The following is a 24,738-nucleotide window of genomic DNA, read 5'->3' as shown; positions in this document are numbered from 1 at the left end:
GGTGAGGAGCGCGTGCTTTGGCCTCAGGGCCTGAGGGTCTCAGCGCCTCATGGCTCGATGTTTTCCTTATGATCCAAGGGCGTCCGAGATGGCGCTCTCATGACCTTCTCTTTTCAGCAGCAAGGTTCGCTCGCTGTCGCTGGTAATCCAGACGCCTGTGGCTGTGAAATTGTCATTTTTCCCGCGACCCGCCTGCTCAACAGCTGTCATGAGATCAGAAATCCAATCCTGCACCGACGATGACTGCTTGAGTGATTCCTGAATCTGCTCTGGACTCAAATTGTTCCAGATGCCGTCCGTGCAAAGCAAAAAGGCGTCTTCCGAGGAAACATCCACAGGATGACTCAAAACTTCAGGCCCGACCTCACTGTTCACTCCGACCGCGCCCAGCAATATGTTCTTCTTGGGGTAGGTTCTTGCATCCTCGGCAGATAGCAATCCTGCGCTGACAAGGCTTTGTACTACGCTATGGTCAATGGTCATGGCCACCAGCTCCTTGGCTCGAAACCAATAGATCCGCGAGTCGCCCCAATGGGCCCATATTGCCTTCTGGGAATATGTGTCGATCCGCAGTTCTGCCACGGTCGTACTCATGCTGCTGTGCTCTGGGTGCGATTGCTGCTCGGCCTGAATCAATTCAGAGATCGCCAACATCTGGTCGTGAAACGTCTGGGGCTCAAGTGTCAGGGCGGACGTTCTTACCGCCTGCATGGCCAGGTGGGAGGCCTGCAGCCCACCAGCGGCGCCACCCATGCCATCTGCCACAGCGAATGACACGATATGTTTATCCCTTGCATGGCAATATGCGTCTTCGTTGTAGGTACGGTCTCCCTTGTGAGTCTGTGAGTGATGTACCAATCCCAACGACGATCCTGAATAGGTATTTTCTTGCGGCGTCACGCTATATTGCCTTCTCTGTTTTGTGATACTTCTGCTTGATAGGCGCTCAGAAATTCTGTACCCCATGCGGCCGGACTCTGGTTCTTCATCTCGTCCTTCAACCATTCGTAGCGGCTGCAATACAGCTCCCACAACCGGGCATTTTTTTGGCTACTGAAGAGTGCCTTGGATTTACCCAGGGCTTGGAGCTGCTCCTCCAGGTGCACAGGATCGAATCGATCAAACAAACCTCGAACAGCCGCTTGAATGCCTGCCATCATTGCCATCTCGTGGGCGCGCAGGTCCTGAAATGCGCTGTCTATGGCGGCGGGGCCAGCTTGGAAGCCGGGCATGCGCGGTCCAAAAATCTGCGCAAGAGCCGAAGGCCCTGCAGGAAGAAATTTCAGTGGATTGTTGGCTTCTGCATTGATGAGCGTCACAGAAACTCGGACCTCCTGCTTTGCTGCAGCCCTGGAGCTGAGAAGATCCATGCAGCCTTGCACGGACGCCCCCAGCATTTGCCCGACCATGTGCATGAACTCGGGGGTTAAATTTTCTGGATACTTGCAGTCTGACAGGCCCGCTCCGGCCTTGAAACTGTTCAGCAGATCTGCTGCAGAATGTTCGGAGTCTTTGGAGGGTGTGTCATTGCCACTTGATCCGGCTTTCGCTGGCAAAGGTGCGCGATCAGAGGCTGCATCCGCGGGTGCAATTTCGACAACAGCGGCCTGTGGCACAGGTTGTGGCAATGCCGCAAGGGGAGTCGCCTCTGCATCTGACCGGACGCTTGTTGCGGAGTGCTCCATCTCTTTTTGGTCAACGTGCCGTGGTTTATCACTGGCTCTATCACTGGGAGCCTCTGTGGAGGCGATAGTGTGCAAGCCCAAATCGATAGACTCGATAGGGGCGGAATCAATATTGAAAAGTGATTCCAGTGAATCTTCCCTATGAACCTCAGCGTTGCTTGCAGGTGTTGGTGAATATGGCTGGCTTTGTTCAGGGAGTGGTGCGAGCACATCACCACGAGCTGGTTCAGCGCTGGACTTTTCTTGAGATGGATCAAATGCACGTGGCGCTCTAAAAAACGACCCGACCTCTACCCGATGGTCTGAGACGGAACGAGGCTGCGTTGTGCGTTCCTGAAACAGAACTGAAGGGTCGAGTCGATCCTGCGACCCCTGTTTTGCAAAGAGCTCAAGCGGATCAAGATGAATATTTGCATCTACCAGCGCTTGATTTTGGCTGGCATTCAGCGGGTCTTGAATCAACTCTCCAATGTTGCCTTCGCCAGGGTGAAAAATCGCATCGACAGAGCGGCCAGGGAACATTTCCTGGATGCTCTGTTCGTCTTGGACGTACGCAAGAGGGTCTGCAGTGTTGCGAGGCGATATACCTTGCAATGCAAGCGGATTGAAATCGTCTGGAATCAGTGATCGGCCCTGGAGCGGGTTGGTTGCATCGCCCGTATGCAAACGCACAGGCGCCGACGCGACCTGGTTGCTCAGTGGAGTAGCCAGTAAATCTGCAAACGGATCAGCGCCGAGCTGGTGAAGCGCCACGGATGGCTGCATGGGTGCCGGCTCCTGAATCGCGGTTGCTGCCAGGGGCGCGGAAAACGGTGACAGCGCTGCGGTGCTATGAACCAACCCCTCGTCACGAGAGGCTTGCTCCGATGGGGCTTGGACCGGTTCACCAAGCAAATCATCAAACGGACCGCGAGGCACATGCGATGGCAGAAGACTTGCGGCGGGCGCCACATCAGGTTGCTTTGCAGGTTGGCTCTGTAAGGGGCGCTGGTCGACTGGCTGCGCCTCTCCTACGTGTTCCACGGTGATGGTGTAGTTGCCCGTCTGCCAACTAGAGCCGCTGTGAATTGCACAGGTCTCACCAGGACTCAGTTCCTGCCCGTCCACGTAAATCGGATTGGACGTGCTCGCGTTGATGAGCGAAAACAGGCCGGAATCAAAAACAATCTGCGCCTGAATGCGGGAAATTCTGCGAAACGGATCCTGAAGAACCATCTGGCAGTGTGTGTCACGTCCAATGGTCCCGCCTTGAGAATCAAAGACGTGCTGAACAATATTTTCGGTACCGTTGGCATAGACAACATTGGCTCTTAACTGCAAAAACATGGCGATTCCCTATGTCAACCTGCTGTCTCTGGGAGGGAGTATCTGAAGAACAGCATTCAATCGTCTGACGCTTCAGCGCCGGTAATGAACATGGCCTGGTTGAGTCCGTCGGGCGCCATGTTCTTCACGATATCCATGAAACTCATCTCCATGACTTTGATTGCCCGCTGGATCAGCAATGGGGCTGGGTTGGTCGGCTCATTTTTTTCAAGGTATTGGCAAACCAGCTCCAGCTGCCTGACAGCATCCTTGCGGGACCGGATATCTCCAGCCGCCGCAGGCATTGGCATCGCCTCTACAGCCCCGGAAGCACCTCCTTCGCTTGTCTGGGCTGGATCCGTGCCCGGGCCGTCTGCTCGAATCAGCTTCAGAATTTTCTGGAGCGGACGGGACAGGGGCAGAAGATCTGGCTCGAATTCACTTCCCAACTCCTGTTGGCATCTGAGTTGTATAGCTGCAATTTCTGCAATGATCTGTTCAGGAAGAGCCAGCAATTCGGTATCTGGAGACTGTGCCTGCTCCTGCACGATCTGTGAGATTTGGGTTGGGGTGACGGATATGCCGTTGATATCGATGGAGCCGTTGTCCGCCAATCGCTCCAGATCTTTGATACTGAAAGCGCCTATATGGCTTGGGAGCAGGATGCTTTGGCGCATGTCGGCCACAAGTGCTCCTATGTCGCCAAAATCGCTAAATACGCTATAGCGCATCTGCGGATCTTGCGCTCCGTCAATCTCCAATTGGGGATGTACCGACGACCAAAAAAGCTGACACACCGTATTTACGCTCTTGAGCCCATAGTGCAATCCCTGCAGGCCGTGCATACGCGTCAATGCGCGGGTGAGGAGAAGCATGACTCTCAGGTCTTTTGTCTCAGATGAGAGATCGGCGGCCAGCCTGAGCATCTGTTGCCAATCAGGCTCCTTGCTGGCGATGACGGTGTCGCCGTATTGCTGCTCAGGGCTGAAGAGCGCTGCAGTTTCCAGTTCTGCGTACTTTGTTTCGAATTCAGTGTTCTTTCCTGAAGGCTCTGTGTCTGAAATAGGCACCGCCCAATTCACGTCTACATTGAAATCTTCCACTTTTCTTGCTCCCGCCACGCGCCACATGCGCCCAATGCCTAGATTCGAATATGATAGTGTAGATGCATGTTATTTGGGCTACTCAATAGCGGCTGTTTATTTTGAATAAAAGTAATGGCGTTGCATGCGTTTGCAGAGTTGAGTGCCTGCAACCCGGTCCGGAAGCGCTGCATTCCTGCTCTCTTGGGCAGGTCATACGGCGTCCTGTTTGTTGATAGACATTTTTTTGGGGGACGGAATGTCGGAGATCAGCCGCAGCCACTTGTTTGGCAAGTTGAATGAGCAACTATTTCGTGCGGCTGAAGCTGCAACTGTTGCATGCAAAATCAGAGGCAACCCATACGTCGAGCTCGTGCATTGGATTCAACAAATCCTCCAGGATCAGGATTCAGATTTCCGTAGAGTGTTGAAGCACTTCGGCATAAACCAGGCAGCACTGGAAAAGGACATCGTTGCCGAACTGGACCGGCTTCCCCGGGGAGCGACGGCCATTGTGGATTTTTCCGAGCATATTGATCTGGCCATCGAGCGCTCCTGGATCTATTCCACTTTGCTCTATGGCGATGAGGTGATCCGAAGCGGATACCTGCTGGTAGGTATCCTGAAAACGACCAACTTGCGTGCTGTCCTGCATCGCATGTCTGCGGAGTTTCGCAAACTCCAGCCTGATCAGGTGGCAGATGGTCTGACTCAGTGGACCAAAGGCTCTCCCGAAGATGTGCTGCGAGCCACGGATGGCTCCGGCGAGTTGGGTGTTCAGCCTGGTGAGGCGAGCCAGGCCATGGGCCCGGGCCATTCCAAAAGCAGCGCGTTGAAAAAATATGCGGTTGATCTGACCGCCAAGGCTAAAGAAGGCAAGCTGGATCCTGTCACTGGGCGTGATGATGAAATCCGTCAAATTGTGGACATTTTGCTTCGCCGCCGACAGAACAATCCATTGCTGACCGGAGAGGCCGGAGTCGGCAAGACGGCGGTGGTGGAGGGCTTTGCCGCCCGGGTTGCAACTGGGGATGTCCCTCCGCCATTAAAAGATGTCTCGGTATATACGCTAGATGTGGGTCTGCTCCAGGCGGGAGCCAGCATGAAGGGTGAGTTTGAGCAGCGGCTGCGCCAGGTCATCGACGAAGTTCAGGCAAGTGCCAACAAAATCATTCTGTTCATTGACGAAGTGCATACGTTGGTGGGTGCAGGTGGTGCGCAGGGCACAGGGGATGCGGCGAACTTGCTCAAGCCTGCATTGGCACGCGGCAATTTGCGCACGATTGGTGCAACCACCTGGGCAGAGTACAAGAAATATATCGAAAAAGATCCCGCATTGACGCGCCGCTTTCAGGTGGTGCAGATCCATGAGCCCTCGGAGGAGAAGGCCATTGCGATGCTTCGAGGCATCACTGCGCAAATGGAAGCGCATCACAAGATCTTGATTCTGGATGAGGCCATTGCTGCTGCGGTGCAACTGTCTCACCGCTATATTCCTGCGCGCCAATTGCCTGACAAGGCTGTCAGCTTGCTGGACACAGCCTGTGCGCGTGTCTCGTTGACGCAGCATGCAACGCCCGTCCATATCGAAGCCATTGAGCGCGAGATAGCATTGCTTCGTACCGAAAGAGACATCCTTCTTCGTGAAGAATCGATTGGTATCGGGCATGCAGAGCGCGCGCAATTCATTGCCTCGAGGCTCAGCGCTCTGGATGCTTCCCTGCGCGAGAGCCGCGAACGCTGGGAGCGCGAACATGTAGTCGTCGCGAAGGTTTTCGAGTTGCGCCAGAAACTCAATCCGCAAGCTGCTTTCGGAAGTCTTTCACCGATCCCCAAAGAAGATGCTGCTGTGCCTTCGGATGCTGTGCCAGCGCCGATATCGGTCGCTCCAACTTCAGATGATTCGGATGCGGCGGTGGAATCGTCCTTGACCGAGGAGGAGCGCGCTCAGTTGGTGGAGCAATTGGCGCAGGCTCAGGCGGAACTTGCCGCGATACAGGGCGAGCAGCCGCTGGTTTTGCCTTCGGTTGATGAGCAGGCTGTGGCAACTGTGGTTTCCGAATGGACGGGTATTCCTGTTGGGCGCATGGTCAAGGATGAGATCGCTGCGGTGCTCGCCTTGGCCGACACCCTGGGCCGGCGCGTGGTAGGGCAGGGGCACAGTCTTGAAACGATTGCCCAGCGCATTCAGATCTCGCGTGCCAAGGTGGAGGATGCCTCCAAGCCCATTGGGGTATTCATGCTGGTGGGGCCAAGCGGTGTAGGCAAGACGGAAACGGCCTTGGCATTGGCGGAGTCCTTGTATGGAGGTGAGCAAAATCTGATCACCATCAATATGAGTGAGTTCCAGGAGGCCCATACGGTATCAACCCTCAAAGGCGCGCCGCCGGGCTATGTCGGTTATGGAGAAGGGGGCGTGCTGACGGAAGCTGTTCGCCGCAAGCCATACAGCGTGGTACTGCTGGACGAGATCGAGAAGGCCCACCCGGACGTTCACGAAATCTTTTTCCAGGTTTTTGACAAAGGCTTCATGGAAGATGGGGAGGGCCGCCTCATCGATTTCAAGAATACGGTCATCATTCTGACCTCCAACGTTGGGTCGGATCTGATCATGAACATGTGCGGTGATCCGGATTTGATTCCGAACCCAGGCGTGCTCGCCAGCTCCATGCGAGAGCCCTTGCTGAAAGTGTTTCCCGCTGCGTTCTTGGGGCGCATGACCGTTGTGCCTTATTTCCCGCTGGCCCCCGATGTGATGGCAAAGATCGTGGAACTCAAGCTGGGACGTATCCAGTCTCGAATTCGGGACAATCACGGTGCCCACTTCCATTGGCAAGAGGATGCCGTGAAAGCCATCATCGAACGAGCCTCCGATATCGAGTCGGGAGGCCGGATGGTTGATGCAATCCTCTCGACCAACGTTCTGGCGGGGATCAGCAAAGAGGTTCTGCACCGGACAATGAATGCGCAGACACTCTCCACGGTGCGGCTCACCGCCGTGCCTGATCAGGGGCTGGTGCTACAGTTCGAGTAAGCGCTTGATGGTTCGTCAAGCGGGTGCCAGCTTGACGAACCTTGTGGCATCCTTTTCAGGGTTCAGGCGCAGATCGTTTGCCGGTGCCTTGGTTTTTCGCTCCCCGAGCCAGCTCGTCCATCCAAGGCGTGTAGTACCGCCAAGCTTGCTTGGAGGCACTTCCTCGGGCGCAAGAAGCAACTGTAAATCCCAGTCCATTTCGATGCCAACATAGTCCCGAACCCAATCCCGGATCTTGCGGTTGTTGCGAGAACTCGGCAGAAAGCTCTCGTAGAGGACAAGCGGCATGGCTCCCAGAGCGATCCTGAATTTGCTCTGCACATCTTGTATCCTGGCTCCCGCGACAGCATTCACGCCCAACTGGTTGTTCATACCCCACCCAGAGAGGCGGGTTTGTTCGTCCTCGTCAATGCGAATCCATGTGCTGTTGAATTCGGTAATCCGGCATGGTGTGCCGAAATAGTGGGCCAACAGGTTTTCCAGGCCCTCGGGGTTTCTCGTCAGGCGCAAAAGATGGCCAGCAGCATAAAGCTTGGCGCTGTCTTCAACGGTGTTCCGTCTCCAACTGCCCTCAAACCCCATGCCAATCAAAGCGCCGGCATAAAAACTGAATTTGTCTATACCAGGCTGGTCGAGCTGAACCACAGACTGAGAATCGGCCCATGCGCGGTAGAACAGCGATATGAGGCGATGGTGAAATATGTCAATGAAGTCCGCTGGCGAGCTATCGAGGTTGTTGTGCAGGCGCTCGCGTACATATTCCGTCAAATGCAGAGGCAGGGCGCCATTGGGGCCAAAAACGCCAAAACTCAGAATCTTGATGACTGGACGCTTATCGCGCCTTGGGCTATCGATGCTAAAGATGGTAGATGGCGCAAACAGGGTGGAAGGGTTCTGGCCAAGACGCACACGCTCATCACGAGGTGTATGCGAGTAGCCCAGCTTCGCTCCTTTGCTCAATGCATCTATATGCCGCAGAAGTGCAAAGAGATCCAATGCTTCTGCAGGCAGTGCGTTGCGTGCCAGCATTTGCTCGGCAGGATCGAGCGCAGTCACTGAAGCATATGGAGGTTGCGGCGGATCAATTTCTACAGACATGGCAGAAGAGAATTCATGCGTTGGGCCGCAAGCCCATTCGTGTAGGCCAGCTTGCAAAGGAGCCATGTTGCAGCGTGTCCATCTTCAGACGGGTCGCGCAATTGATACTGACATGGCGCGATAGAAACCGCTCGAGCACCGCGCCAAACAACCAGGGGCTGCTTCCACCAAATTTGGATTGGTCAATCACAAGCTGGATGTCAACTCCCCGGCCAAAGAGAATAGGGCCTGGTTGTGGCGCTCTGACATGCATTGGAGACACGCGCATGGACGAAACCGAGTCGGCTTGCTGTATACCGTCCTGGTGGCTCAGAAGTGCGTAGAGGTTCAGCAGCTCACGCATGACTTTTGCGCCTTCCTCCGGGCTGGAATCCGTCAGCGTCTGGTAGTTCAGCTGCAGATGGCTTAGCAGACGCCATGTTGCGCGCATTTCCGCGATCGCGGGCGTTGGCCGGGTCAAATTCGTCACCAGCTCTACCTGTTTCACCGGGGCCGATACAGCCAGTTGAAAGTTCCGCTCCCCCGAAGTACTGATCAGCAAAGCCAAGTCTCTGTTGGTGCACAACATGTCAGGTGCGATCCGGTTGAGCGTCTGCGGATAAGGTGTATCTTGCCGATCCACCAGTTGAGCAAAGACTTCGCTGCCAATGTACCCAGTCCGCGGCCCATGCCTTTTGGCTACTTCAGAGAGCTTGCGCGGCTCTCTGCGCAGAGAAAAATAGGCCTGGGAGTCAGCCTCTTGAAGAGCGCCGAGTGTCTCGTAAATTGGCAGGAATGTCTGAATTTCAGTGTTCTCAGCGGAAAACCCATGAATGGCCGACACGGAATAGACCTCATAGTCCAGCGGACGGGTTCTGTCAGCGAGAAGATGGTGCTCAAAGTGAGCCATTGAAACATCGATGCGGTCCCCCCGCTTGGGGAACAGATTGACGATGGGCGTGCAGAAAAGGTGAAAACTATGCTGGTCAATGAGCTTTTCCAGCTCGGTTGCGGGCCGATCGAAATGGAGAACCAGCCTGAACTGCGTGTCTGAAATTCTGCGTAGCAGCGGGTCAAGCCCCTTGATGTTGAAGAACCGATATCGATCAGGACACGCAAAAAACTCCTGCAGCAAGCGATAGCCGCTGAAGCCTTGAGCGCCGTAAGGAATCAGTGCTTCCTCCGCATCAAACCCCATGCCTGCGATCTGCTCGGGTGACAGCCACGCCTGTCGTTCCTTGCCTGCTTCGCTCCAATGAAGGGCTGCTCCAACCCTGCGGCCGCAGATGAGCTCGAGCATGAAAAGTGCACGCTCCAATGGCCCACCAATATAGACGGGAAGCTTGTCAAACCCAATCTTGCCAATGGGACGGTTGTCAACAGAAGCAAAGCTCAGATGCAGGCTGCTGGCGACCTTTTTGGTGCTATGGGGGATACGTACGTCGCTGGACTTTCCCTCGATCCAGGCCTGTTGGATAGCAAGGGGGAGCAACTCCACATCGTGCGCAGTCCGAAATTGGCAGGCAGTGACCTGCCCGGGTGAGATGGGTGCTCGCAGGAGTGTATGACGGGGCACCAGGAACGGCCCTGTGATTCCACTGTCAGCCTTCCCGGGATGCATACGCACAATGCCCATCGAGGGTGTTGGCGCGAGATAGTGCGGGTAGATGAGTTCCAGCAGGCGCTGAGAAAACCTGGGAAATTCTGCATCCATCTTTAACTGGATACGGCCTGTCAGCAGCGCAAAGCCTTCCAGCAGGCGCTCGACAAACGGGTCTGCGATGTCGGTTCCCTTGATGCCCAGGCGTCCGGCAATTTTGGGGTGCTCCTGTGCAAATTCCTGCCCCAGCTCACGCATATAGGACAGCTCGCGGTTGTAGTAATCGAGTAGGCGAGGGTCCATCAGTTGTCTCCTAACTGATCCAGCAGCGACACGGACCCAGTCTCCAGGTCAATGCTTGATTTGAGCAACATTTCTATTGGATAGGGGTGCGCCCAGATCTGGCCGCGAATCTCGAAAACGACCATGTTGTGGGCCGCTTCATTATCCGAGGACACAATCCCCCGCACAGACAGTGTGCTGCTCATCACGCGGGGTTCAAACAGCGCAATGGCGCGGCGTATTTCTTCTTCCAACTCGCCGAGCTTCACATCCGAGGCGCGTTTGCCCGAAAATGCTGGCAGTCCAAAATTGAGTGCAGAACGCCGGACCTGCGGAAATTCACGAAAGGCAGAATCGGAATCTGCATTGGTCGCATTGAGTAACCAGGACAGGTCTCGCAGAATAATCTGGCGCAGCTGTTTACGAGAGACGACTATTTCAGACAGCGTGTCTTTTTCGCGTTGGGGTGCATGGTCTGTAAGGCGATCCAGAAGCGTTGGAAGCAAGTTGTCTGCATTTCCGTGGCTGGGAAGCGAATGGTCGTTCTGACTCATGAACAGCGATACCTTCAACTCTCTGACAATGCGCTTTGCAGATGGATGGATCGAACGTCCAAAAGAGATGCCTCACTGGTGTCGGTCGACAGGACCTTCACGCCTTGGCCGCACAACAAATCTCCTTCCATGGCTGTCCAGGTCGAGATTTTTGACTGTAGATGCGCATCCTCCATTGGCATGTCAAGAAGCGGATAGCGAGCGGGCAGGAGCATGGGGTGATACCCCTCATTCACAAGCTTCACGTGCGCGGGAATCCACACCAGATCCCGAAGGTCCACTGGCGCATCGATCTTGACCTCGCTAATCGCTTCAAACGGCAGCCAATAATAGTCGCCATTGACCAATACTTCCAGAACGGGGCCAAGCCGGGAGTCGGCATCGGCGATCCAATTGAAAGGTTGTTCATTCAGCCTGCCCGATACTGCGTTGGCCTCATCGAGGGCCTGAAGCCGCAGCTCAAGTGCTGCCAAAGGATTACCTTTTCCATCCTCTTGCAGCGCCTCGATGAGAAAGCTGATCCATTGCAGCGGCTGCCCCAGTACATTGGGAGATCGCCTTCCCTTGAACACATCTTCACGCAGCATCTCTGCACGGATGGCAAGCCGATAGGCCTGCGCCATCATTTTGTGCGAAGCATTGAGTTGCGCCGCCATTTGCAGTTGCACCAGCGCCTTTTGCCACTTGCCTTCTTGGACATACAGTTGAAAAAGATGGATTCGCAGCTTGTCGTCGGAAGGTTTTTGACGGATCGAGCCTTGAACCTGCGAAACCTTTTCTACAAGCGATTGATCGGGCATGATTTGGACAGTCAAGTGAGGCGTGATAAGAAAAAAAGAGGGGCATATAGCCCCTCCATTGAGCGGGAGTGTGATCCGCTCAAATCTTTTGGTTGAGCTTGACGTTGTAGCCCGCAGTAACTGCACCGCCCATGCTGCCCTTGTTGTCCTGGCCCTTGCCGGTTACGGTTACCTTGGCAAAGTTGAAACCGCAGTCGAACATAGGCTCGGTAGACTCCGCGCCCGACAGGTTCAATGAAGAGATGATCACATCTTCCATCTTGATGTTCAGGAACTCTTGTTGCTCGCCACCAGCCTTGCAGGCAGAGATTTCAACCTTGCCGATGTGCTCGCCCGTTGCGCACTTCTGCATCAAGGTAGCGAAACACTTGTCAAACTTGCCCCGGACGGTAATGTCCTGCCACTGTGCCTTACCAGAGCCACCACCACCACCGTACGCAAATGCGCCAGCGTTCGCTACGCCACCGGCAATAGCTTCTACATGGATCCAGCCCTGGTGTTTTGCGTCTTGTGCTTCGCCATCGACGCCATCAATCTTGCAATAAATATCTACTACACCACCCAGGCGCTGCTCAGGAGCAACGTTGGCAACTGGGCTGTTCAAACGATTAATCGCCATTTCTGTACCTCCAAATGAATAAATAAATAACTGCTAGCGGGAAAAATTATTGGGTAACTGCTTGTTTGACCGAGGGCAATTTGGAAACCAACCGCAACGAAACCGTAAGGCCTTCCAACTGGTAGTGAGGGCGCAGGAAGAACTTGGCGGTGTAGTAGCCAGGGTTGTCTTCAATCTCTTCAACTACAACCTCAGCGGCAGCCAATGGCTTCATCGCCTTGATGCCTTCAGAAGAATTGGCTGGATCGCCGTCGACATAATTCATGATCCAGTTGTTCAGCCAGCGCTCCACATCATTGCGCTCTTTGAACGAGCCAATCTTGTCACGCACAATGCACTTGAGGTAATGCGCAAACCGGCAGCAGGCAAACAGATAGGGAAGCCGGGCCGACAGATTGGCATTGGCAGTTGCATCTGCATCGTAGTATTCAGCGGGTTTCTGCAGCGATTGAGCACCGATGAAGGCGGCCACATCGCTGTTCTTGCGGTAGACCAGCGGCATCAAACCGTTTTTGGCCAACTCAGCCTCACGGCGATCACTGATGGCAATTTCAGTAGGGCATTTGATGTCAACGCCGCCATCGTCACTTGGGAAGATGTGAACAGGCAGATCCTCCACAATGCCGCCCGACTCAACTCCTCGAATGGAGGTGCACCAACCGTAATACTTGAAGGAACGATTGATATTGGTCGCCATGGCATAGGCAGAATTCGACCAGCAGAAATTGTTGTGGTTGGCGCCCGCTGTATCTTCTTCGAAATCGAAGCCGTCCACTGGATTGTCTTTGGTGCTGTAGGGCAGACGTGCCAGATAACGCGGCATGGTCAGTCCGAGATAGCGAGAATCATCGGAGTCACGCAAAGCGCGCCATTTGATGTATTCGGTATTTCCAAAAATCTTGGTCAGATCACGTGGATTGGCGAGTTCCTGCCACGACTCCATCTGCATCAGGCTTGAATCTGCTCCGGAGATGAACGGGCAATGCGCAGAAGCTGCAATCTTGGACATCTCTGTCAGCAGAGCCACGTCCTGGGGATTGTGATCAAAATAGTAATCGCCAACCAGACAGCCAAAGGGTTCACCACCGAATTGACCATATTCGGCTTCATAAACCTTCTTGAAGATTGGGCTTTGATCCCACAGAATGCCTTTGTGGCGTTGCAGCGTCCTTCCCAAATCTTTCTTACTGATGTTGAAAACCTGAATCTTCAACATTTCATCCGTCTCGGTATTATTGACCAAGTAGTGCAGACCTCTCCAGCTACCTTCAAGGCGCTGGAAATCCTGGTGATGGATGATCTGGTTGACCTGCTCAGACAGCTTGCGATCAATCTCGGCAATCATTCCCTCGACGGTGCGATATGCGTCTCCGGAGATGATATTGGTATTGGCCAGCGCATGCTCGGCCAAGGTACGCACAGCAGAAACAACCGCTTCCTGTGCCTGGTCAGTCTTTGGCTTGAATTCCTTGTTGAGCAGCGCTGCAAATTCATCGCGCTCCAAAGCCACGGTCTGACCGAGGCCTTGCTTTTCAGTGGTCGCCATACTTTGTCCTCTAATTTACTGCTGGCAGGAAAGTGCGCTTACTGCTCTTCGGCTGCGGGCTTGTCGGTGGATTGATTAGGGGTTGAAGACAAAGCCTTCATCAGTGCTGGATCGGCCAGCACTTTCGCAATCAGGTCTTCCGCGCCAGATTTACCGTCCATATACGACAGCAGATTGGCCAGCTGCGTGCGAGCTTCCAGCAACTTGTTGAGCGAATCCACTTTTTTTGCAACGGCATCGGGAGAGAAGTCATCCATGCTGTCGAACGTGATGTCGATAGCCATGTTTCCTTCGCCAGTCAGGGTATTGGGCACCTGAAAGGAAACACGGGGCTTGATGGCCTTCATGCGACTGTCGAAATTGTCGACATCGATTTCGAGAAACTTGCGGTCACTGATTTCTGGCAGCGGCTCCGCAGGTTTTCCTGACAAATCAGCCATCACTCCCATGACAAAAGGAAGCTGTATCTTTTTTTCAGACCCGTAGACCTCGACGTCGTACTCGATCTGAACCCGTGGGGCGCGGTTGCGGGCAATGAATTTCTGTCCGCTTTTGCCTCGTGCAGCCAAGCGCTGCTTGATGTTCATGCTTGTCGTCATATCTGTGCCCCGCAGTAATTGGATAGACCAAATTTCTCGATAGCTATCCGCAATTGAAGTTGCAATTTACATCATTTTCGTTCAAAAATGATAACTAGACCATTGGCTATCGTTGGAAATTTCCCAAAATTTTTTAGCTATCATACGATCAAATTTCTATTGCTTCAACCCGATTGATAGTCGGTAAAGCTGAATAAATTGATAGCACTGCTTTGAGGAGTTTGGGTACATGAACCGCACCTTTATCGCCCACAGCCCATTGGGCGATCAATTGGAATTTCGCTCGCTGGAGGGAACCGAGCAGATATCGCGGCTGTTTGAGTTTCGGGTGCGGCTGATCAGCCAGAACTCATCCATCTCAGCCAAAAGCCTGTTGGGCAAGGACATGAGCGTCGAAGTCGACCTCACCACCGAGAAGGGGGGCGGGGGCAAACGGTTCATCTCGGGGCAGGTGACGCAGTTCACCTACGTCGGCAGAGACGGTGACTTTTACCTTTACGAAAGCATTCTGCGCCCCTGGCTGTGGCACGCCACGCGCCGCAGTGATTTCAAAATCTTCCAGTTCAAAAAAGCCCCCGACATCATCAAAGAAGTGTTGGGCAAATATGGCTTTTCCATCGAAGACAAGCTGACGGGCACCTACCGCGAATGGCCCTATATCGTCCAATACGGCGAGAGCGATTTCAACTTCGTCTCTCGCCTCCTGGAGCTTGAAGGCGGCTACTACTACTTCAGCCACAGCATGGGCAGCCACACCCTCGTGCTGGCCGATGATATCGGCAGCCACAGCCCGTTGCCCAATGGCCCCAGCACCATCCCGTACTACCCGGAAAGCCGTGCGGCACACGTCCACGATGAAGACTTCATCGACGCATGGGTCTATGCCGAAGACATCGCCAGCGGCAACTTTGCAGCCGACGACTACGACTTCGAAAAGCCCAAGGCCATCCTCGACACCCGCCAGCAGCAGCCTGCAGGCCACAGCGAAGACAGCCGCGAGCAATACGAATGGCCGGGCGGCTACACCGAGCATGGCGACGGCGAGAACTACGCGCGCATCCGCATCGAGCAGCAAAAGGCACAGCGGGAAATCGCGCAAGGCGAAGGCAACGCCCGCAACATCGCCCCCGGCTACCTCTTTACCTTCAGCAAATACCCACGGGGGGACCAGAACAAGGAATACCTCATCGAATCGGCCCACTACCGGTTTGAAGAAAACGTGCGCCGCAGTGATGGTGCAGGGGGCTCGGGCGCAGCCAAGCGAGGAGGCATCGACAGCGGCACCACCTACCGGCTGAGCTTTGCAGTCATGCCCAAAAGCACCGCCTACAGAAGCCAGCGCGTCACCCCCAAGCCCCACACCACGGGGCCGCAGACAGCCGTCATCACAGGCCCTGCGGGCGAAGAAATCTACACCGACAAATACGGGCGGGTCAAAGTGCAGTTCCACTGGGATCGCTACGGCACGTTTGACGAAAACAGCAGCTGCTGGATCCGTGTGAGCCAGACCTGGGCGGGCAGCAACTACGGCGGCATGCACATCCCGCGCATCGGGCAGGAAGTCATTGTGGACTTTCTGAACGGTGACCCGGACTACCCCATCATCACAGGCCGTGTCTACAACGCCATGCAGATGCCCCCGTGGGAGCTGCCCAAACACAAGACCCAATCTGGTACGCAGACCAACTGGAGCAAGGGCGGTGGGGGCAAGAACATGCTGCGCTTCGAGGACCAAAAGGGCATCGAGCATTTGGAGTTGTCCAGCGACCATGGCAACACCCATTTGCATATGGGTTACCTGATGAACCAAAGCACGGAAGCCAAACGCAGCTACGGCTTTGAGTTACGAACCAATGAGTGGGGAGCTATCCGCGCGGATAAAGGCTTGCTGATCACCACGTATACGCAGGACTTCAAAAACAAAATCACCCATGACAATCCGGACGGCTTTGAGCATCTGGGCGAACACCTGGCCGACAGCAAGACTTTGATGCAGGAAGCATCGTCTGCCGTATCTGCCATGGATGCAGTGATTTCAGGCCTGAACGATATCAAGAAAGACCACATGTCAGAGCTTGCCTCCGGCATCCTTTCAATGGTGGGAAAAGAGGCTGCGAAGACCTCGCTGGGCGGCATGGCTGCTGCCATGCAGGCCTTTGCGGCGGCCGGAAGCAAATCAGGAACGGGACCCGAGATGCAGATGCCGCTGAATACCGATCCTGCGCTGCCGGGGGCTAATGATCTGCTTACGCGATCCAAGGACATCAACAAGCCCATTGTGTCGATCGTCAGTCCCGAGGGGCACTCCATGATCAGTCCCAAGCCGGTGGTGATCAGCTCGGGGCAGTCGGTCACGATGCGTGGCACGGGCAGCGTCACGGTTTCCTCCACGCAGGATCAGCTGAGTCTGCTTGCAAAAGCAGGCATGCTCACTCACGTCACTGCTGGTGGTCAGCGCACGACGGTGACGGGTGGTGATATTGCTCACGACGCACAAACGGGCAACTTCAATCTCACAGCCAAAGAGCGCATCACCATGGCGTCGACAAACAATGATGCATCTGTGATGGCCAAGCAAAACGTCAACATCCGGGCCAATGATGACTCGGTGCTTATCAAGGCAGGTCAACACATCAGATTGGAAGCGAACAGCAGCATCACCTTGGTTGCAGGCAAAGGCGACGGCGCATCGCTGACGCTCAAAGACACAGGCGAAGTACTGATCGTAGGAAAGATCGGTCTGATCAGTTTTACGGAGCAACTCGACGAGCGTGGTGGAAAAATCCTGCTGAATTGTGCTGCGCCGTTGGCAGTCAAGGCGCAAGAAGGCGGCGGGGGCGGTGCTGCAGGCTGAAGATCGATATTTACGACCAATTGATGTTCATGAAATACCATATCCAAGAAGGCACGCTTGACTTGCCAAAGCCCCACATTGACCGCACCACCAATGTGTTGATGCCTGAAGATGGCGTCGGCATCTCCATTGTGGTGACCCGCGATGTGCTTGAAGCTGGCGAGAGCCTGGAGCAATTCATTGAGCGGCAGCTCAAGAAGATGAAGTCCTATTTGAGTGGCTTCAAGTCGAATGGTCAGGTGCCAATGGCGGTGCAAGCCTCGTCCACCAAGAAACTGCAGGGCTATTTGCTGAAACTGCAGTTCAAGCAAAACGGTGTCGCAACTTTTCAGCAGCAGGTGGTGATGCAGCTGCCTGCCTCTGATGATTTGCTTATTTTTACGGCCAGTACTGGCGGCACCATGTCTGCAGCCGACGAAGAGTACTGGCAAAAAATTCTCCAGAGCTTCAGGTTCAGAGAGGGGGCCTGATGTCGGTAGCCAGTCACCCAGCAGCGCGGCTGCACGATCCGATTGCGCACCAGAAAAACCCCAATTGGCGTTACCTTACCAAACTTGTCGTTGGCGGTATCGGCGGTGCCATAGGTGGCATGCTGGGGGGAATTGCCGCAGCAGCACTGGTGACGGGTGCTGTGGCCCTGGGTACCTTCTTGACCGGCATCTCGCTGGGTACCGGCGCGGTGATCGCCGTGGGTCTGGTGGTGGTAGCGGCACGAGTGGCTGGCAGCGTGTATGGGGCATCGTTAGGGGCTGAGGCCATGGAGCCTCTCGTCGACGAGATATGCCCCGAAGAATACGAGATCACTGGAGAGATCATTACTGCCTCTCAGGATGTGTTCATCAACAGCGAATCCACCGGCGCAGCAAGAGCAACACCCGATTCTCCGATCGATGAAGTTATTTGTAGCAAGCATACCCCGCAGATACTGATTGCCGAAGGGGCAGAGACGGTATTTGTCAATACCTGCGTGGCGTCTCGGGTGGGAGACAAAGTCGAATGTGGCGCGCGGATCGAGAGTGGCTCTCCGGATGTGTTCATCGGAGATCCAAAGGCCCGCGTTCGTGATGTTGCGAGCGAGGTCTCTACGATCCTGCGGGTTGCCAATGTGTTATGGCAGTTGCATAACCTCAGAAAGGCCTGGAAGTGCTTGACTGCAGTGCCGCGGCTCGCCAAAAACCTGCCGTGCCTTTTTCAGGCTGGTGCGTCGGTTGGTTTTGCCGTCAACGGTATCTTGACCGAGGTCGAGCAAGTCATGGGCAACCCGGTGCATCTGGCGACAGGCATCAAGGTCTTGCAACCTGAAGTGGATTTTTCACTGCCAGGCCCCTTGCCGCTTGACTGGCACCGCATCTACAGCAGTGCGGATACGAGGGACAACGCGCTGCTCGGCCAAGGCTGGAGCACTCCTTTGTGCCTGCAGCTCAAGATTGAAACGGCGCAGGATGGCGAGCGTACGCTCAAGTTCATCAGCTATGGCGGGCGGGAAATCGAATTTCCTGATCTCCCGCGTGCTCAAGGGTGGTACCACGAGGTAGAGCAACTGTCTCTGTACCGCACAGAGGGCGACCGGTATTTTGTGTCCGCAGCCGATGGCATGTACTACCTGTTCGAAGAACAGGCACGTGCCGACTCTACCCAAAATGCGCTGATTCACGATCTGGAACGCATCGAAGACCGGCATGCCAACTACATATCGCTGCGCCGCCAACCAGGCACAGGGAAGCTGGAAGAATGCACGGATAGTACCGGCCGCGTTCTGCGCTTCAACTATGCAACACAGCTTGGCGGCAAGCTCCAAAGCATTGCCATCACCAAGGCAGCACCTGGCGAGAATGTGGGGCCGCTCGTGCAGTACCGCTACGATGCCCACGGTCAGCTGCAACATGTGATTGACCGCACCCAGAAAATCTCACGGCGCTTTGCCTACAACGCCCAACGGCTGATGAGCATGCACGCGCATGCTTCGGGACTGGAGAGTTACTACGAATGGCAGCAGTTCGAAGATCGGCCCCGGGTCGTCAAGAACTGGACCAATGATGGTGAAACCTACCATTTTGCCTATCGACTGCTCCAGGGTCAGTGGGACGCGCAGGCTCCTGGGCCTAACGACGTCTTTGGCGGAACCGAAGTCGTGGATCATCTGGGCAGACGCTACCTGTGCACCTGGAATCCGCACTACGAATTATTGGAAGCCATCCGGCCAGAGCAGCAGCACTGGAAGCTCGAATACAACGACCGCTGGCTGGTCAGCAAATACACAGAGCCCGGTGGCAATACCTCGCTGGTACGCTACGACGCCAAAGGCAACGTCAGCGGTGTGACCGACCCCATTGGCCGGGTTACCGCCACGGGTTGGAACGACATGGGCCTGCCATGGCTCCAAGGCCTACCCAATGGCCAATCCTACCTCTACACCTATAGCGACTCGGGCGATCTCACCAGCATTAAAGCGCCCGATGGCAGCCTTACCCAGTATGTGTACGACGACAAAGGCCTTGCCACCAAGATCGTGGATGCCAAAGGCGGCGTCAAGTATTTGACCTGGACGCCCAGAGCCCAGCTTGCGTCATACACCGATTGCTCTGACAAAACCACGCGTTTCACCTATGACGGCTGGGGAAACCTGAGCACCGCTACGGACGCGCGCGGCGCAGTCACGCGCTATGTGCACGATGCACAAGGGCGCCTGCTCGCATCCACCACGGCAGATGGCGCCAACACCAACTATGGTTACGACGAAAGCGGCATGCTGCAAAACATTGCCGATGCCTTGAGCCGCGTCACCGGCTTCTCCTTCAACAGCCGCGGCCAGTTGCTGCGCACCATCGACAAGGAGCAACGAGAAGTCAACTTTGGGTACGACAGCGCGCTGCGGCTGCAAAGGCTCGTCAACGAAAACGGTGAATCCTTTGAATTTGCCTACGACCTGGCCGATCGCTTGGTACAGGAAACGCGCGTTGGCGGTGTCAAGGTAGACATTGAATACAACCTGACAGGCATGCCCATTGCTGTCACCTACCACCCAGGGCTGGGCGATGACATCGGCAGCGCAGCTGGTACCTCGGGCGCAGGTGCGACGCCAGAGGTGCCCGGTTGGGGAACAACCCATGCTGGCCAGGCTGCCGCGCCAGGCGTACAGCCTCGTCGCATCGAGCTGGTGCGCGACAAAGTGGGCAGGCTGGTAGAAAAGCGAACTGCAGAATACCTCTACCGCTATCAGTACGACCTGCTTGACCAACTGGTGGAGGCTGTCAAACTCAAAATCATCGACACCGGCCCCGCAGACACTACACCCCCCGGCAGTAGCCCGCAGACCCAACCGCTGCACACAACACGCATTGCCTACAACCTGATGGGCGACGTGGTGCAGGAAGAGAGCATTGACCACACCACTGGCCAGTGCCACACACTCCAGCACCAGCACGACCTTCTGGGCAACCGCACGCAGACCGTGCTGCCGCAGTTGCCCCATCAGCCGTTGCACAAGCGAGCGCTCAACTACCTCTACTACGGCTCGGGCCACCTCCACCAGGTCAACTACAGCCAGCAAAACACGGCAGCCGCAGATGCGCAGGCTGTGCACCAGCTCATCTGCGACATCGAGCGTGACGACCTGCACCAGGAAATACTGCGCAGCCAGGGCCGCGCCCACACCCGCTACAGCCACGACCCTGTAGGGCGCCTTGCCGGGGCCTGGACACAAGCGGCCGACACACCCAGCCAGCCGTTTGGGCCCCACGATGCTGCAGCAGGCCAATGGCGCAGCGCGCTGGCCGCGTTGCAGCAAGACCCCGCCAGTCAGGTACAGCGCCCGCAAGGGCTGCTCAAGGCCTGGCAGTACGACAAGGTGGGTGAGCTGCGAGCCAGCCGCCACAGCCTGCAAGGCGACACCGGCCACCAGTACGACGCCACGGGCCGCATCCTGCACACCCAGCACGCCCCTCTGGCTGGTGTACGCCAGCCATTTGCGCAGGCGGCCAATGAAAGCTTTGGCTACGATCCGGCTGGCAATATCCAGGATGCCGCTACACAGCAGGCAGTGCGCAGCAGCACGGCCCTGTCGCAACGCGGCTACGTGCGTGACAACCTGGTGCGGGTGTTTGAAGACAAGCGCTACTTCTACGATGGCCATGGCAGACTGATCCGCAAACTTGTAGGTAGACACACCGAACAGCAATTCAGGTGGGATGAAGAAAACCACCTGATCGAAGTCATCACAACCAGACGCCCTGGCACCGAACACCAGGCAACACAAACCACACGGTTTGACTATGACGCCATAGGGCGCAGAGTCGCCAAACACGACAGCTTTGGCACCACCACCTTCATCTGGGAAGGCATGCGGCTGATCGAAGAGAGGCGGGGTGGCAACACCATCAGCTACGTGTACGAGCCCGGCAGCTACGTACCACTGGCAAGGCTGGATGCAGACGGAGAGAAAACAGACCAAGGTGGGCTGGGCACTGTAGATGATGCGCAGCCGCCAGATGCTATCAATAGTGTTGCATTCAGCGCAAGCCAGACAGGCGCTACAGGCTCAAATCCTTCAAAAACTGCGGCCGACGATGCGGAAAGCCGTTACTGGGCATCGCTGAACGAAACGGCGCGGCAAAAAGCGCAAGCGCTGCAAATCCAGGACTGGGGTACCGGAACAGAAAGGGTGACGGCAAGCGCTGACCAAGCCCAGCTATGCAAGGTCTACTACTTCCACACCGACCAGGTAGGCATGCCGCAAGAGCTGACCAATGCCCAAGGGCAGGTGATCTGGCAGGCCAGCTACAAAACCTGGGGGTCAACGGTTGCCGAAGAGTGGGAAGTCAAGACACTTGCAGGCAGCCCGGTTCACAAACTTGATGAAGGCGACAGCCCTACCAAAGCCGATCAACAGCAAAACCTGCGCTTCCAAGGCCAGTACCTTGACCGCGACACCGGGCTGCACTACAACACATTCCGGTACTATGACCCGGATGTAGGGCGGTTCATCTGCCCTGATCCGATTGGGTTAATGGGAGGTATTAATTTAAGTTCTTATGGATTCAACCCGATAGGATGGATTGATCCTTGGGGATTAAATTGCTCGGATAATAAAATACAAGGCGATGCAGGTAGAGATAAATTGGCAGATCGACTAAGTCGCTCTAGAAGATACGAGTTGATCAATACAGAAGTTAGAATAAAGACCCCAAAAGAGGGGAATTGGAGGCAAGGGGATATTATCGTTAGAGATCGTAAGACTGGTGAGGTTATTCAGGTTGAAACCAAGACAGGAAATGCAACCAGAGACCCGAAGCAAATTGCACGAGATAAAGAAATTGCTTCTGGTGAGGGAACAGTATGGGGTAGCCGACGCGTAGAGGGTCGACCAGGAGAACCATCTACAGGAATAAAAAAGGGAGATCCAACAGGCCCTGTACGAACAGTTGAAGTTACTGTTGACCCTGCTACAGGAAAGATATTAAGGAAATAGGAGTTGCCATGAGTAAGAGGGGTGATTTTCAAAAAAAAATAGGTGATTTACTCTTCGATGAATTAAAGAAGAGTGGGTGGGAGAAAGATTTGGGTAATCCAGAAATCTATGGGCTAAGAAAAAAAAATGGCGCAAACACATGGGGGGTGAGCTTTAATTTGTCTGGCAGGGAAGAATATTCCATATATTCATCTCAGGATGTTTCCTATAACGAATATAGTGCCATTTTAAAAAGCAAACTCGATTCAATTTTTACCCAAGACGATCCTTTGATCGTTGGAATTGTTTCCAGGAATATTGATTTCAGCTCTTTTAAATTAACAGTAGAATCTGATGTGAAGTTGCTGATTGATTTTTTTAGAGATAAAATCAAAGAGACTGAATCCATCTTTTATGAGCCATACTCTGATGAATCTAATGTGGTAAAGAAGAATATGAGCTCTTTCCACTGGAAATGGCCGTCTCAGCCATATATGCAGTTTGTTCTTTTTATGATTGGATATGCAATTAAGAACAATGATTTGAGCAAGATAGAGTTTGCTTATGAAAAAGTCAAGCTATTGAAGGATAAATTTCAACCTAGACCGGGTGAGATGGATAAAGTGAATTCTATTTTTAATGAGTTGGTTAAATTGGGCCTAATGAAGTAATAAATGGAATTAAGAATTGAGCGATTTTGTTTTTTTAGAATCATTAGACAGAAGACGTAAACCCTGCGCATCGAGGACTAGAGACATGATGGCAGTACAGCTTGGCAATAATAGCGATCAAATTAGTTCTACTGCTTTTTAACCAACCAGGTAGGTATGCCGCAAGAGCTGACCAATGCCCAAGGGCAGGTGATCTGGCAGGCCAGCTACAAAACCTGGGGATCAACGGTTGCCGAAGAGTGGGAAGTCAAGACACTTGCAGGCAGCCCGGTTCACAAACTCGACGAAGGCGACAGTCCCGCCAAAGCCGATCAACAGCAAAACCTGCGCTTCCAAGGCCAGTACCTTGACCGCTACACCGGGCTGCACTACAACACATTCCGGTACTATGACCCGGATGTAGGGCGGTTCATCTGCCCTGATCCGATTGGGTTGGCTGGAGGAATCAATTTAGGGAGTTATTCGCCTAATCCTATTACTTGGATCGATCCAATAGGTCTGCTTGGGTGCACTCTAACCAAATCAAATGAAAATACTCATGATTATGATTTAACTATTTCGAAAGGCCAATATCCGCAGACGGCAGGTCATATTGGTGACGCAATTAAAGCGGGGCATCCAGATATAGTAACTATTGACCGAAGTGGCGCCAATACCAACAGGCGAGCAAGTCTTAAAGGAATAAAAACTGCTCCACAAAAAGATAGAGACGAATGGCCTATGGCTGTCTTTAAAGAGGGAGGGAAAGGTGCCAGTGTTAGACATATTGATCCATCAGATAATCGTGGAGCAGGCTCAAGTATTGGGAATATATTGCAAGATTTGCCAGATGGTACAAAAATCAGAGTGCGCATAGGAGAATGACATGAATCAAGAAGTAGATTTGCAGATATCACACCATCAAATTCAGGTCCGATCAGTACCATTCTTGGATAGCAATGTCCAATGGAATGATGAAAGTGTGGCTCAGGGAGTTCTAATAAATCATGGACATGTTATATTCGATCCGATTGTTGACGGTGCATTCGCTGCAAAAATAAATATCTCTTTGCAAGAATATTATGCCCCTGATTCAAATGCATTGAGGGCGATGGTTGTTCCATTTGATGTTGTTAGCTTAAATGATTTATATATCGCGTCAGTGGTAACAAAACACAAAATAAATATTGAAATAGATGTCGGTTCGTATTCAATATATTTTGAAATATGTGAATCGGATGATATTGATGAGGTTTATTATAATTTGAAATTCTCTAAAGGAAGAGTGGAGCCTAAATTTCTGCAGAATGACGATTTTGGAGGTGTCGCGGAAAGATCTTTATTTACGATTAGTTAAATTGAAAAAATCTCTATATTACTGAGCTGTGAATCAGCTATTTTTGCCGGCCGCCAATGAGAGCTTGGGCAACGGCCCAGGCGGAAACATCCAAGCTAGCAAGCTGTGCAAAGCAACACGGCCCTGCTGTCTAGTCAAATACAGTACTTTGGCACGGCTTTGTTGCACAAATCCGGGCCGCAGCGGTAGTAGGCTCGGATGATGAGTGAGACGAACTGGGGTCGGCGCAAGTACCGCACCACAAACTG

Annotated in this window: 17 protein-coding genes; 7 read left to right on the top strand and 10 right to left on the bottom strand. The window is 54.0% G+C overall.

What is annotated here, in order from left to right:
- Nucleotides 1-66: 66 nt before the first annotated feature.
- Genes HNP33_RS14355 through tssA form a run of 3 tightly spaced genes read right to left on the bottom strand, consistent with a single transcriptional unit; the run spans nt 67 to nt 4,093 of the window.
- Nucleotides 67-900: a PP2C family protein-serine/threonine phosphatase gene (locus tag HNP33_RS14355; RefSeq protein ID WP_184709667.1), complete on the bottom strand. Its 834-nt coding sequence runs from the start codon at nt 898-900 to the stop codon at nt 67-69.
- Complete coding sequence (gene tagH, locus HNP33_RS14350; RefSeq protein ID WP_184709669.1) at nt 897-3,011, bottom strand: type VI secretion system-associated FHA domain protein TagH; 2,115 nt, start codon at nt 3,009-3,011, stop codon at nt 897-899. Before tagH ends, HNP33_RS14355 begins: the two co-directional genes overlap by 4 nt.
- A gap of 56 nt (nt 3,012-3,067) precedes the next feature.
- Nucleotides 3,068-4,093: a type VI secretion system protein TssA gene (gene tssA, locus HNP33_RS14345; RefSeq protein WP_184709672.1), complete on the bottom strand. Its 1,026-nt coding sequence runs from the start codon at nt 4,091-4,093 to the stop codon at nt 3,068-3,070.
- A 238-nt stretch (nt 4,094-4,331) separates the two neighbouring features.
- Here tssA and tssH point away from each other — a divergent pair, with 238 nt between their 5' ends.
- Nucleotides 4,332-7,106, top strand: coding sequence for a type VI secretion system ATPase TssH (gene tssH / locus HNP33_RS14340; RefSeq protein ID WP_184709674.1), 2,775 nt, complete (start codon nt 4,332-4,334; stop codon nt 7,104-7,106).
- A 15-nt stretch (nt 7,107-7,121) separates the two neighbouring features.
- On the opposite strand, the gene tssG is transcribed toward tssH, so the two are convergent.
- The 7 genes from tssG to tssB form a co-directional block, all read right to left on the bottom strand.
- Nucleotides 7,122-8,204, bottom strand: coding sequence for a type VI secretion system baseplate subunit TssG (tssG, locus tag HNP33_RS14335; protein ID WP_184709676.1), 1,083 nt, complete (start codon nt 8,202-8,204; stop codon nt 7,122-7,124).
- A gap of 13 nt (nt 8,205-8,217) precedes the next feature.
- Nucleotides 8,218-10,086, bottom strand: a complete 1,869-nt coding sequence (tssF, locus tag HNP33_RS14330; RefSeq protein ID WP_184709678.1) for a type VI secretion system baseplate subunit TssF — start codon at nt 10,084-10,086, stop codon at nt 8,218-8,220.
- Nucleotides 10,086-10,619, bottom strand: coding sequence for a type VI secretion system baseplate subunit TssE (gene tssE, locus HNP33_RS14325; RefSeq protein WP_184709680.1), 534 nt, complete (start codon nt 10,617-10,619; stop codon nt 10,086-10,088). The genes tssF and tssE overlap by 1 nt, the downstream gene beginning before the upstream one ends.
- A 14-nt stretch (nt 10,620-10,633) precedes the next feature.
- Nucleotides 10,634-11,419: a type VI secretion system accessory protein TagJ gene (locus HNP33_RS14320; RefSeq protein WP_184709682.1), complete on the bottom strand. Its 786-nt coding sequence runs from the start codon at nt 11,417-11,419 to the stop codon at nt 10,634-10,636.
- A 79-nt stretch (nt 11,420-11,498) separates the two neighbouring features.
- On the bottom strand, nt 11,499-12,038 hold the full coding sequence (locus HNP33_RS14315) for an Hcp family type VI secretion system effector (protein WP_184709684.1): 540 nt from the start codon (nt 12,036-12,038) through the stop codon (nt 11,499-11,501).
- 46 nt (nt 12,039-12,084) lie between these two features.
- Nucleotides 12,085-13,584, bottom strand: coding sequence for a type VI secretion system contractile sheath large subunit (tssC, locus tag HNP33_RS14310; protein WP_184709686.1), 1,500 nt, complete (start codon nt 13,582-13,584; stop codon nt 12,085-12,087).
- 38 nt (nt 13,585-13,622) lie between these two features.
- Entirely contained in the window at nt 13,623-14,171 is a 549-nt protein-coding gene (gene tssB, locus HNP33_RS14305; RefSeq protein WP_184709688.1) for a type VI secretion system contractile sheath small subunit, read from the bottom strand.
- Between the two features lie 241 nt (nt 14,172-14,412).
- On the opposite strand from tssB, the gene HNP33_RS14300 reads away from it, so the two are divergent.
- The 6 genes from HNP33_RS14300 (at nt 14,413) to comJ (ending at nt 24,490) form a co-directional block, all read left to right on the top strand.
- Nucleotides 14,413-17,037 carry a type VI secretion system Vgr family protein gene (locus HNP33_RS14300; protein ID WP_184709690.1) on the top strand — a complete coding sequence of 875 codons (2,625 nt, stop codon included), beginning with the start codon at nt 14,413-14,415 and terminating at the stop codon, nt 17,035-17,037.
- Nucleotides 17,038-17,060: 23 nt separating this feature from the next.
- On the top strand, nt 17,061-17,507 hold the full coding sequence (locus tag HNP33_RS14295) for a DcrB-related protein (RefSeq protein WP_184709692.1): 447 nt from the start codon (nt 17,061-17,063) through the stop codon (nt 17,505-17,507).
- Complete coding sequence (locus HNP33_RS14290) at nt 17,507-22,504, top strand: RHS repeat-associated core domain-containing protein (protein ID WP_184709694.1); 4,998 nt, start codon at nt 17,507-17,509, stop codon at nt 22,502-22,504. Before HNP33_RS14295 ends, HNP33_RS14290 begins: the two co-directional genes overlap by 1 nt.
- 8 nt (nt 22,505-22,512) lie before the next feature.
- Complete coding sequence (locus tag HNP33_RS14285) at nt 22,513-23,154, top strand: hypothetical protein (RefSeq protein WP_184709696.1); 642 nt, start codon at nt 22,513-22,515, stop codon at nt 23,152-23,154.
- A 156-nt stretch (nt 23,155-23,310) separates the two neighbouring features.
- Nucleotides 23,311-24,018: an RHS repeat-associated core domain-containing protein gene (locus HNP33_RS21340; RefSeq protein ID WP_184709698.1), complete on the top strand. Its 708-nt coding sequence runs from the start codon at nt 23,311-23,313 to the stop codon at nt 24,016-24,018.
- A gap of 1 nt (nt 24,019) precedes the next feature.
- Nucleotides 24,020-24,490 (top strand): competence protein ComJ, encoded by a 471-nt coding sequence (comJ, locus tag HNP33_RS14275; protein WP_184709699.1) that lies wholly within the window; start codon nt 24,020-24,022, stop codon nt 24,488-24,490.
- The last annotated feature ends 248 nt before the right edge of the window (nt 24,491-24,738 follow it).

Source organism: Comamonas odontotermitis (genome assembly GCF_014207855.1).
GTDB lineage: Bacteria > Pseudomonadota > Gammaproteobacteria > Burkholderiales > Burkholderiaceae_C > Comamonas > Comamonas odontotermitis_A.
Note: the sequence above shows the minus strand (reverse complement) of the source record. Positions and strands in the feature narration are given on the sequence as shown.